This is a genomic window from Aequorivita flava, from assembly GCF_038742595.1.
GTDB classification, from domain to species: domain Bacteria; phylum Bacteroidota; class Bacteroidia; order Flavobacteriales; family Flavobacteriaceae; genus Aequorivita; species Aequorivita marisscotiae.
Genome location: NZ_JBANCF010000001.1, coordinates 78,375 through 90,214, shown reverse-complemented (window position 1 = coordinate 90,214; position 11,840 = coordinate 78,375). Strand labels below are relative to the sequence as shown.

Here is an 11,840-nt window from a genome sequence, read left to right as displayed (position 1 = left end):
ATTGTTTTTTTCTATCTTTATACTATGGTTAGAATACTTGTTTTGCTTCTCTTTACATCACTTAGTTTTGTTGCGTATGGCCAGGTTGAAATTCCAGAGGCAGAGCTTTCATTAAAAATGGTAAAAGCACGAAAAATTGGCGTGCTTTCGGTTCAATTTGGAGGTACATATTTTATAAACTCCGGGAAAGACCATAAGAGAGTTCAAGTGCGGCTTAAAGCAAAATCACTAAATGATGGCGAAATAGATTTTGACCCAAATAAACTCTCCCTTGTAAGCGAAGGCTATAAAGCTCGTTTTAGTGTTTCGGAAATATATTTTGCCACTTTTTTTAGATCGAAAGGATTTCAGATGTTAACTACAAATAATACCGAGAAACCCGTTTTCGCAAAGTACGATCCTTCAATAAAAAACACTTTTAAGGATTTTTCCATTGAAGGTTACTTAGACTGCCCATTAGACCTTAATTTTGGAACCAATAAAAAGCCAATCATACACACTATTTATTTCCGTCCGAATACAGTAGATAAAAACGTGCTCGATGTATTTTTTGTAGTTCCGAATGGCCTTACAAATGGAAAGCTGTATTTTGGCGACACACTAATTTCAGAAATAAAAATACGCAAATGAAACTACTACTCACAAACATAAAAGAATTGCTTCAAGTACGCGAAAACTGCCCCGAAAAGGTAAGCGGTTTAGAAATGAAAAATCTCCCGACATTAAAAAACGCTTGGGTTTTCATAAATCACGGCATAATTGAAGATTATGGAACCATGGACGAAATGGGACCACATCAAGGTTTTAAAACTTTAAATTGCAGCGGAAAAACAGTACTTCCGGCCTGGTGCGATAGCCATAGCCATATTGTGTATGCCGGCAATAGAGAACAGGAATTTGTAGATAGAATTAACGGACTAAGCTATCAGGAAATTGCCGAAAATGGCGGGGGTATTGTAAACAGCGCAAAAAAATTGCAAAATACTTCGGAGGAAGAACTCTATCACCAATCGGCAGCACGTTTAGAAGAAGTGATGCGCCTTGGTACGGGAGCCATAGAAATAAAAAGTGGTTACGGATTAACCACGGACGCCGAACTAAAAATGCTCCGCGTTGCAAAAAAGCTTGCCGAAGAATATCCCATTTCAATTAAAACCACATTTTTGGGCGCACACGCTATTCCCACCGAATACAAGGGCAATAAAGACGGATATTTAGATTTACTGTGCGACGAAATGATGCCCAAAGTAGCCGCAGAAAAGTTGGCGGAATACATAGATATATTCTGCGAAGAAGGGTATTTTTCAGTAGCAGATATGGAGCGTATTCTTTCCGAAGGAAAAAAATACAACCTTATCCCCAAAGTACATGTAAATCAGTTTAACAGTATTGGGGGAATTGCTTCAGCAGTAAAATATCAAGCTTTAAGCGTTGACCATTTAGAAGTTATGACCGATGAAGATATTGCTGCGCTCCAAAACTCCAGAACCATGCCGGTGGCACTTCCCTCCTGCTCGTATTTTTTAAGCATCCCATACGCCCCGGGCCGGAAAATGATTGATACGGGATTGCCATTAGCGCTTGCAACCGATTACAATCCGGGTTCCACCCCCAGCGGAAATATGAATTTTGTGGTAGCCACAGCTTGTATAAAAATGCGCTTAACTCCCGAAGAAGCCATAAACGCCGCTACCATCAACGGAGCTTATGCAATGGGCCTGAGCAAAACCCACGGCAGCATTACCAAAGGTAAAAAAGCAAACCTCATCATTACAAAACCAGTACCATCGTACGGATATTTGCCCTACGCATTTGGCAGTAATTTAATTGATTCAGTAATTATAGATGGAAAGGAAGTAAAATGAGTGTTTTAAAAATTTATTCCGAAAAAGATATTTCTTCATTTCTAAGAAAAAGAAAAGGAGAGACAAAGTTTGGCGAAAAAATAAACTTTGTTAAAACGCTCGAAGATTTAAAGAACCATTCCGCAAAATATGTGCTTTTTGGAATTCCAGAAGATATTGGCGTTCGTGCCAATTACGGCATACCGGGAACTTCAAAAGCTTGGGAAGCGGCTTTGGGAAGTCTTTTGAATATTCAACACAACCATTTAACAAATGCTGAAAACGTGATTCTTTTGGGCGAAATTGATTGCGAAACCCAAATGAAACAGGCTGACAACATTTCAAAACAAGAACCCCATGCCGTTGAAAAACTTGGCGAACTCGTTACCCAAATAGACCATAAAGTTTCCGAAGTTGTAAAAAAAGTTATTGAAGCGGGTAAGTTTCCAATCATCATAGGCGGTGGCCATAACAATAGTTTTGGAAATTTAAAAGGCACTTCTGAAGCATTGAAAAAACCAATTAATTGCATCAATTTTGATGCGCATACAGATTTTCGAGCCTTGGAACACAGGCATAGCGGCAATGGGTTTTCGTATGCTTTTGAAGGTGAATTTTTGGACAAATATTTCATCTTTGGGCTTCACAGAAATTATACTTCGGAGGCAGTATTCAATTCAATTGAAAAGAATTCCGAAAGGGTAAAATTCAATCTTTTTGAGGATATTTCAGTAAAACAAAAGCAATCCTTTTCCGAAGCAATGCAAGAAGCCGAAAATTTCTGCTGTAACGAAAACTTTGGTATAGAGCTGGATATGGACGCCATAGAAATGATGGGCAGTAGCGCCATTACCCCCAGCGGATTTACTTTAACGGAAGCTCGAAAATTTATTCACTATTTTTCGAAAAACAAAAACGCACGTTATCTTCATATTTGCGAGGGTTCGCCCACAGCGGCTATTTTTCCGAATCAAGTTGGGAAGGCTATTGGGTATTTGGTGAGCGATATTGTAGCCCATTAAAGTTACATATTAAAAAGAGTTTTTTGAATAGGATAGAATCAAAAAAAATAATTACGATATTTACTATCAACGAATTGTGAATTTCAATCTTTAAAAATCTAAATCTTTGCGATGGGAAACTTTAAAATATCTTTTAGCTACGCTTTATCAACCGTGTTTGTCGCACTTCTCTTTTTTAGTTGTAAAAATACTCCCGAAGAAAAAATAATTACCAAAGAAACCGGAAAGATGGAATATCCCGCTGAGTGGATGTACAACCAGCGCGCCTATCCAAACAACTACATCAACAAAGAGGCATATAATGAAGCCGTGTATCAAACAAAACAAATTCTGGCTAACAGGTCGCCCGAAGCGGCTGGCGAATGGACTTTTGTTGGCCCCCTAAATACCGGTGGGCGCGTAACCGATGTTGCCATTTCGCCAGATAACGACGACCATCTTTACGTGGCAACAGCCACAGGAGGGATTTTTAGAAGTTACGACCGCGGGGTAAACTGGACACCTATTTTTGATGATGAATCCAGACTATCTATAGGCAATATTGCCATTGCTCCTTCAAATGCACAAATTATTTACGCTGGAACTGGTGAAGCAAATGGAAGCGCAACAGATGGTGCCTATTTTGGCGATGGAATCTACCGAAGTAATGACGCTGGTGATACCTGGACAAACGTTGGTCTGCCAGAAAGCAATCATATTGGCCGTCTTGTGGTAGATCCCACAAATCCCGATCGGGTTTTTGCAGCTGCTACAGGCGAATTATACGGCAAAAATGTTGAAAGAGGAATTTATAAAACTACTAACGGCGGAACAAATTGGGAACGCGTGCTATTTGTTACGGATTCCACCGCCGCAATTGATGTAGCCATGAATATGGCAAATACAAATATTATTTATGCCGCAATGTGGGAACGTACCCGCAAACCTTGGGAACGCGATTATGGGGGTGTTACCTCGGCAATCCATCGTTCTATGGATGGTGGCACAACGTGGACTGAACTTGGCGCTACAAACGGACTGCCCGCTCCAAATGCACAAACAGGACGTATTGGTATTGCTGTCTCGGAATCTGATCCTTCAACAGTTTATGCGCGTTTTACCACAAACCAAATAACCAATGTTTTCAATGGCTTGTATAAATCTACCGATAATGGTGAAAACTGGTCGCAAGTAACGCCGCCAAACGCCCTGAGTAATATTGATGCCAATTTTGGTTGGTACTTTGGAAATGTTCGCGTTAACCCAAGTAATTCTTCCGAAGTATATATTATAGGTCTCGATATTGCAAAATCTACTAATAGTGGCGCTTCGTGGCAAATCTTACCGGGCATGCATGTGGACCATCACGCGTTAGATTTTTCTAGAACAAATAGCAATTTTATGCTTTCTGGAAATGATGGTGGAGCCTATATTTCAACAAACGGGGGAAGCAGTTGGACAAAGTTTGTAAACCTTCCGATTACACAATTTTACAATATTGAAGTTGATAAAACACAGCCAGAAAGACTTTACGGCGGTACGCAAGACAACAACACAATTAGAACCATTACCGGCGGCGCAAGCGATTGGAACGCAATTTGGGGCGGCGATGGTTTTCACGTAAATGTAGATCCGGTGGACAATAATTATATTTATGTGGAATCGCAATACGGTAATTTAGGACGCAGTACCAACGGCGGAAACAGCTTTACCAATGCTACTAGCGGCATTAGTTCAGGCGATAGAAATAATTGGAATACCCCCGTAATAATTTCACCCTTTAATCATGAAATTCTTTATTATGGTACCAATAAGCTTTATACTTCGAACAAAGCGGCAAATTGGTCGGTAATTAGTCCAGATTTAACCGATGGACTCCACCCTAGCGGCTCTTTAGCATTTGGAACACTTACAGCAATTGCGTCTTCGTATAATAATTTGAATGTAATTTACACAGGCAGCGACGATGGAAATGTGAATGTAACTTTCGATGGCGGAACAACGTGGACAAATGTTAGCGCTGGCCTTCCCGATCAATACATTACTTCAATAGCAATGGTTCCAAGTGATGATATGATTGCTTATGTTACAGTTTCCGGATTTAAATATTTAGATTATACTCCACGGGTTTTTAAAACTATTGACGGCGGACAAAATTGGACGGATATTTCTTCAAATTTGCCTAACATTCCTGTTAATGATATAATTACTTATCCAGTCGAAAACATACTTTTTGTAGCTACCGATTTAAATGTTTGGTACTCGAAAGACGACGGTGGCAATTGGACTATTTTAGGAAACAACCTACCGATGACGGTGGTAATGGATTTAAAATTTCACGAACCAACCAAAACGCTCTTTGCCGGAACTTTCGGAAGAGCAATGCACAGCTATGACGTAAGCGATATTTTAAGTGTTGGTGAAAATGAATTGGCTTCACATTCAATTAAAGTTTATCCAAATCCTGCGAAATCAGAGTTTACAATAACGCATAATCTTTCTTCGGAAGGAAATGTGCAACTTTTTGATATTTCAGGAAAAAAGATAAAGGAATTGTTCCGTGGAAATTTCGGCATAAATAAAAGCATCCCAATAAAAACCGATGGAATTGCAGCGGGAATTTATTTAGTAAAAGTAAATAGTGGGAAGCAATCTGCTACGAAGAAATTGATAATCAATAAATAAAAATGTTATTTATTCAGGCACAATTGAAACTTTAAAATAGGTTTCAACTGTGCCTGATCTATTAATTTATTGCTTCTCACAAACTACGCCCCAAATAGACAGGGCGTTTTTTGAAGTATTTATCTTTACACTTTCTTCGTCAATTACCTTAAAATCTGAGGTAGCCGAATATTGTGCATCAAAGATTGCTGCCAGTGAAAATTTCGGGTTTTTAAAGTGTAAGGTTTTCCAGCTTCCATCGGAGGTGTAGGTTCCTTTCTCTGAAATTCGTATCGGTTTCTCATCCGTACCCGGTTGTGGAATACTTTTAAAGTTGAACTTGAAAGTGTTATTCTCAAATAGGTGAATTGCTATTGAAGCCACTCCATTTCCTAAACTTTTATAGGAAACCGTCTCACTTTTCCCGAGAACGATTTCCTTTGAATCTTCGGAAGTTTTTACTGCAGATTTCTTGCTTCCACAGGAAGAAAAAGTAATTAACAATGTAAGTATGACTAAATATTTCCACATAGCTTAGCGTATTAATTTTTTGTATTTAATTCGTTTCGGCATTAAATCGCCACCAAGACGTTTCTTTTTATTTTCCTCATATTCACTGAAACCACCTTCAAAATAATACACTTGGCTGTTTCCTTCAAATGAAAGGATGTGTGTACAGATTCTGTCTAAAAACCAACGGTCGTGACTGATAACTACGGCACAACCTGCAAAGTTTTCCAAACCTTCTTCTAAAGCACGGAGGGTGTTTACATCCAAATCGTTTGTTGGCTCATCCAATAAAAGCACGTTGCCTTCTTCTTTTAGGGTCATTGCCAAATGCAAACGGTTTCGTTCTCCACCGGAAAGCATAGATACCTTCTTGTTTTGCTCGCTTCCGCTAAAATTAAAACGGCTCAAATAGGCGCGTGAATTAACTTGGCGCCCGCCCATCATAATTAATTCCTGACTATCGCTAAAATTTTCCCAAATGGTCTTATCTGGGTTTATATTTGAATGTGCCTGATCTACATACGCAATCTTTGCAGTCTCACCCACTTCAAAAGTTCCTTTATCGGGGGTTTCCTCACCCATAATCATTTTGAAAATAGTGGTTTTACCGGCGCCATTTGGTCCAATAATGCCCACAATACCCGCCTGTGGCAGTTTGAAATTTAAATCTTCGTAAAGCAATTTATCGCCAAATGCTTTTGAAACCCCTTTGGCTTCAATTACATTGGTTCCCAATCGCGGTCCGTTGGGGATGTATATTTCAAGTTTTTCGTCTAATTGTTTTTGGTCTTGGCTTAAAAGTTTATCGTAATTCTGCAGACGGGCCTTTTGCTTTGTCTGGCGGCCTTTGGCCCCTTGCCTCACCCACTCTAGCTCACGCTCTAAAGTTTTTTGTCGTTTACCAGCTTGCTTTTGTTCCTGCGCCAAACGCTTCGATTTTTGATCTAACCAAGACGAATAATTTCCTTTCCACGGAATGCCTTCTCCCCTGTCCAATTCCAAAATCCAGCCTGCAACATTGTCTAGAAAATATCTATCGTGCGTTACTGCAATTACGGTCCCTTTGTATTCCGCAAGGTGATGCTCCAGCCAATGTACGCTTTCGGCATCTAAGTGGTTTGTAGGCTCATCGAGCAACAATACATCGGGCTCTTTTAAAAGCAATCTGCAGAGTGCCACTCTTCTGCGTTCCCCGCCGGAAAGTACACTGATAAGTTTATCAGGCTCTGGCGTACGCAGGGCGTCCATCGCAATTTCTAGTTTAGTGTCCAATTCCCAAGCATTGGTTGCATCAATTTTGTCTTGAAGCTTGGCCTGTTTTTCCATTAACTCATCCATCTTCGCCGGATTTTCATAAACTTCCGGTAGGCCAAACATGTCGTTTATTTTATTGTACTCATCTAATACATCAACCACTTCTTGTACGCCTTCTTTTACTACTTCCAAAACAGTTTTGGACTCGTCCAGTTTAGGTTCTTGTTCCAGATACCCTACGGTATAGCCGGGTGCAAAAACCACATCGCCTTGATAGTTTTTTTCTTCCCCGGCAATGATTCGAAGTAGGGTGGATTTACCGCTTCCGTTTAGACCGAGAATACCAATTTTGGCACCGTAGAAGAAGCTTAAATATATATTTTTAAGTACAGGAGTCTGGGCGCTTTGATAGGTTTTGGTCAACCCAGACATTGAGAAAATTACTTTTTTATCGTCAGCCATATGTGTTTGTTGTTAATTGTTATTTGGTGATAGGTTAATTCGTTACTTCGGGATTGGTTAATTCGAGATTCGATGTTAATGAAGATTCAGCAGCCTTAACAGCACAAGCATCTGCCCTGTATGGTATGCTGTATGTTCAATAACCAGCAGTACTTCGCGCAAAAGGGTTTGTTGGTCCTTACCGTTTTTTACAGGCTGCGTTAATTGGTTTTCTTCACTTAAAAGAAAGTTTTTTAATCGTTCGCGATCTGTTGTGTATTCGGCTTTCAGGGTCTCCCATTGCTCCTTATTTTTACAGGTTTTTTCCTTGGGCCAATAATAGTCCGGCCATCTAGGTTCAGTATAGTCAAGGGAGCAAGTAAATTTTACAATATCCTTTTGCGTAAATGTTATATGATAAAACAATTCATAAAATGAATACGGCAAATTTGACGGACGTGTATTAACATCTTCAAAAGAAATTTTCTTTAACATTTCAGTTACGGGCATAAAAGCCTCGCCTCCTTCCAGGTGTTTCGCTAAGCGTTTGCGTATTTGTATTTCTTCTAACACGGTTCTGAAAATTATTGGTTATACAGCTGTTAATGCGGCTTACTGCGGGATTCATATTTGGAAATTACACCCTTCCTTTGAGCGCATTAAAAACCCACGCAATAGCGAAAAAACCAATCCCTACCGCGGCGAAACCCCAACCAGCAACATCGTCATAACGGAAGGCTCCAAGTGCAATTAAAACACAACCCATTAAAATCATTATAAATGTGGCCCATGCTAATACAGTATTTTTATTCATTCCCATAGTTTATTTCAGTTTGGTTGATTTTTTTTGTCGCAAATTTACGCGCAAAAACAAATATCGGCAATATATCGTAGAATTTCGTTAACAAAATGTCATAGTTCCGAAAAGATGAAAAAGACCGAAGAAAGACAGATTTTTTTACTTTAGTTTAGGAAGCGGGTTGGTAGCATTTTGTATTTTAGCCCAAACATATTTTTACTATGGATTTAAACTTCAATAAGAACGAAGATCACAATAAACTTCTAGTTTCAGAATTAAAAAACAAACTAGCAAAAGTTAAACTTGGCGGTGGCCAAAAACGTATCGATAAACAGCACGCGCAAGGAAAACTCACTGCTAGAGAACGCATTGCGTATTTGTTGGACGATAAAAAACCAACAGTAGAAATTGGTGCTTTTGCAGGAGAAGGCATGTACGAAGAGCACGGCGGAGCACCCGGCGGCGGCGTAGTTGTAAAAATAGGTTATGTAAAAGGCAAACAGTGCATAGTTGTTGCCAACGACGCCACAGTAAAAGCTGGCGCTTGGTTTCCGATTACTGCCAAAAAGAATCTTCGCGCGCAGGAAATTTCAATTGAAAACCGCCTACCAATTATTTATTTGGTAGATAGCGCAGGGGTATATCTCCCTATGCAGGACGAAATTTTTCCCGATAAGGAACACTTCGGAAGAATTTTTAGAAACAACGCCGTAATGAGCAGTATGGGTATAACCCAAATAGCAGCAGTTATGGGCAGTTGCGTTGCAGGGGGCGCATACCTTCCTATTATGAGTGATGAAGCATTGATTGTAGATAAAACCGGGAGCATTTTTCTTGCTGGAAGTTATTTGGTAAAAGCTGCAATTGGTGAAACTATTGACAACGAAACGCTAGGTGGCGCAACCACCCATTGCGAAGTTAGCGGCGTAACAGATTATAAGGCCAAAGACGATAAAGACGCTCTCGATAAAATAAAAAATATTGTCTCTAAAATTGGCGATTACGATAAAGCCGGCTTTAATCGAGAAAAGGCTGTAAAGCCAAAAGAAAAGCAAGACGAAATATACGGTATACTACCAAAATCGCGCGCAGAACAATACGATATGCGCGAAATAATAAAACGTCTTGTTGACGATAGCGATTTTGAAGAATACAAAGAAGGTTACGGACAAACTATTTTAACCGGTTACGCACGTATAGACGGTTGGGCCGTTGGCATAGTGGCCAACCAACGTACATTGGTAAAAACTACAAAAGCAAAAACAAAGCCCAGCGAAATGCAATTCGGGGGCGTAATTTATAGCGATAGTGCAGACAAAGCCACACGTTTTATTGCCAACTGTAATCAAAAGAAAATTCCATTGGTTTTTTTACAGGATGTCACTGGTTTTATGGTAGGTAGTAAAAGTGAACACGGCGGAATTATAAAAGATGGTGCCAAAATGGTAAATGCCGTTAGCAATAGTGTGGTGCCAAAATTCACAATTATAATTGGTAATAGTTATGGCGCCGGAAATTATGCTATGTGCGGAAAAGCATACGACCCCAGATTAATCGTGGCCTGGCCCAGTGCAGAACTTGCCGTAATGAGCGGCAATAGTGCCGCAAAAGTGTTGCTTCAGATTGAAACTGCTTCCTTAAAAAAGAAAGGCGAAACAATTACGCCTGAAGTTGAAAAGGAATTATTCGACAAGATTAAGGCGCGATATGATAAACAAATTTCGCCTTATTATGCAGCGTCACGAATTTGGACCGATGCCGTTATTGACCCGTTAGATACCCGAAAATGGATCTCGATGGGGATTGAAGCCGCTAATCATGCACCTATTGAAAAACCCTTTAATTTGGGTGTCATCCAGGTTTAATTATTGTAAACGCTTTTATTCCACGGAAGCCATAGCGCATTAATCGCTTGATTTTCACTACATTTGGTTTTATAATCTTTAATTATAAAATTTCAAAACCAGCTGTTTATGAAAATCCGTTCTACCACGCTCCGCAAATTGGGCTGGAGTTGTTTTGGGCTTATGTGGATTCCTTTTTTTACTATGTTCGCTGGGCTGTATAAACTGCCTAGTGGCTCCTATGATTTTAATGAATTGCCGCAACTTACACAGTACTCTCTAATTGCATTGTCAATTTTATTTATCCTTACATTTGTCTTTTTTATCGGGTCGGTAATAATTTCCAAAATATCCAAAAATAGATTGCTACAATCGGGAAAGGAAGCTCCCGCAATAATAAAACGGGTATATGAAACTGGCACCACCGTGAACAATTCGTATATGGTGGGTTTTGACTTGGAAGTGATGCCCAAAAACGCACCAAAATTTTATACCTCTACAGAGCAACTTATCTCGCGACTACAAATCCATAAATTTGAAGTGGGCACTACCGTATTGGTAGCTTACGATGCCAAAACCCAAGTAGCGACTATCATTGGTGAACTTGAACAGAAATTAAATCCTTAAAAAAACACCAAATCATTCCAATTTGATTATTTTTCCCACTAATTTAAAGTGTAAGAAAATTAACTTGCAAACTATTATATATTGAATAGCCCCCACGATACAGTTATGAAGGTTATGTTTGTTATACCGTGTTATAACGAAGAAAATAGGTTGCAAACCGAAGTTTTTTCGCACTTTGGAAATAATAATCCCCACGTACATTTCTTATTTGTAAACGACGGCAGTAAAGACAATACGGCAAAAGTAATTCAAAAAATATGCGATAGCACGGAGCACGCTACTTCACTAAATCTCCAGCAGAATGTAGGCAAGGCAGAAGCTATTAGAGCTGGTGTACTCGTCACTAAAAACAACTTAGACGATTATGCATTTATTGGTTATTTAGATGCAGATTTGTCTGTACCACTGGAAGAAATACCCGAATTTTTAAATATTCTTCATCAAAACAAAAACATTAAGTTTTTAATGGGAGCTAGACTGGCACGGTTGGGTGCCAATATAAAACGGAAAAAAAGGCGACATTATTTGGGAAGGGTTTTCGCAACTTTTGTAAGTTCATTGCTCAACGAGCCGGTTTACGACACCCAATGCGGGATTAAACTTATTGATAGTTCGGCGGTTTTTAAACTTTTTGAAGCTGAGTTTGTAAGCAAATGGTTATTTGACGTTGAATTGCTATTTAGGTGGAAAGTGTATTTCCCAAATAATATGAATATGATTTACGAACATCCATTGTCTAAATGGACCGATATTCCCGGTTCAAAATTAAAGCTGAAGAATTTTTTATTCGCCCCTTTTGAATTATTCGTTATTTGGAATAAATATCGCAAAGCCTCTAATACTATTCCGTAATTTA

Annotated in this window: 11 protein-coding genes; 7 read left to right on the top strand and 4 right to left on the bottom strand. The window is 39.3% G+C overall.

What is annotated here, in order from left to right; all coding sequences use genetic code 11:
* Window positions 1-24 precede the first annotated feature (24 nt).
* The 4 genes from VZD24_RS00420 (at window position 25) to VZD24_RS00405 (ending at window position 5,530) form a co-directional block, all read left to right on the top strand.
* Complete coding sequence (locus VZD24_RS00420) at window positions 25-630, top strand: hypothetical protein (RefSeq protein ID WP_279447442.1); 606 nt, start codon at window positions 25-27, stop codon at window positions 628-630.
* Entirely contained in the window at window positions 627-1,865 is a 1,239-nt protein-coding gene (hutI, locus tag VZD24_RS00415) for an imidazolonepropionase (protein ID WP_279447441.1), read from the top strand. The genes VZD24_RS00420 and hutI overlap by 4 nt, the downstream gene beginning before the upstream one ends.
* A complete protein-coding gene (locus VZD24_RS00410; protein ID WP_342686662.1) occupies window positions 1,862-2,866 on the top strand; it encodes a formimidoylglutamase in 1,005 nt (334 codons plus the stop codon). Before hutI ends, VZD24_RS00410 begins: the two co-directional genes overlap by 4 nt.
* 111 nt (window positions 2,867-2,977) lie before the next feature.
* Entirely contained in the window at window positions 2,978-5,530 is a 2,553-nt protein-coding gene (locus VZD24_RS00405) for a T9SS type A sorting domain-containing protein (RefSeq protein WP_342686663.1), read from the top strand.
* A gap of 66 nt (window positions 5,531-5,596) precedes the next feature.
* Here the strand turns inward: VZD24_RS00405 and VZD24_RS00400 are convergent, their stop codons facing one another.
* From VZD24_RS00400 to VZD24_RS00385, 4 genes are all read right to left on the bottom strand, one after another.
* Window positions 5,597-6,040, bottom strand: coding sequence for a hypothetical protein (locus tag VZD24_RS00400; protein ID WP_342686664.1), 444 nt, complete (start codon window positions 6,038-6,040; stop codon window positions 5,597-5,599).
* 3 nt (window positions 6,041-6,043) lie between these two features.
* Entirely contained in the window at window positions 6,044-7,735 is a 1,692-nt protein-coding gene (ettA, locus tag VZD24_RS00395; protein WP_279447437.1) for an energy-dependent translational throttle protein EttA, read from the bottom strand.
* Between the two features lie 75 nt (window positions 7,736-7,810).
* Window positions 7,811-8,287 (bottom strand): DinB family protein, encoded by a 477-nt coding sequence (locus VZD24_RS00390; protein ID WP_342686665.1) that lies wholly within the window; start codon window positions 8,285-8,287, stop codon window positions 7,811-7,813.
* A gap of 64 nt (window positions 8,288-8,351) precedes the next feature.
* Window positions 8,352-8,534: a CAL67264 family membrane protein gene (locus VZD24_RS00385; protein ID WP_279447434.1), complete on the bottom strand. Its 183-nt coding sequence runs from the start codon at window positions 8,532-8,534 to the stop codon at window positions 8,352-8,354.
* A 200-nt stretch (window positions 8,535-8,734) separates the two neighbouring features.
* On the opposite strand from VZD24_RS00385, the gene VZD24_RS00380 reads away from it, so the two are divergent.
* The 3 genes from VZD24_RS00380 to VZD24_RS00370 all read left to right on the top strand — a co-directional run bounded on the left by VZD24_RS00380 (window position 8,735) and on the right by VZD24_RS00370 (window position 11,836).
* Complete coding sequence (locus tag VZD24_RS00380) at window positions 8,735-10,378, top strand: acyl-CoA carboxylase subunit beta (protein ID WP_342686666.1); 1,644 nt, start codon at window positions 8,735-8,737, stop codon at window positions 10,376-10,378.
* Window positions 10,379-10,486: 108 nt separating this feature from the next.
* Window positions 10,487-10,984 carry a hypothetical protein gene (locus tag VZD24_RS00375; RefSeq protein ID WP_342686667.1) on the top strand — a complete coding sequence of 166 codons (498 nt, stop codon included), beginning with the start codon at window positions 10,487-10,489 and terminating at the stop codon, window positions 10,982-10,984.
* Between the two features lie 105 nt (window positions 10,985-11,089).
* Window positions 11,090-11,836, top strand: a complete 747-nt coding sequence (locus VZD24_RS00370) for a glycosyltransferase (RefSeq protein WP_279447431.1) — start codon at window positions 11,090-11,092, stop codon at window positions 11,834-11,836.
* The last annotated feature ends 4 nt before the right edge of the window (window positions 11,837-11,840 follow it).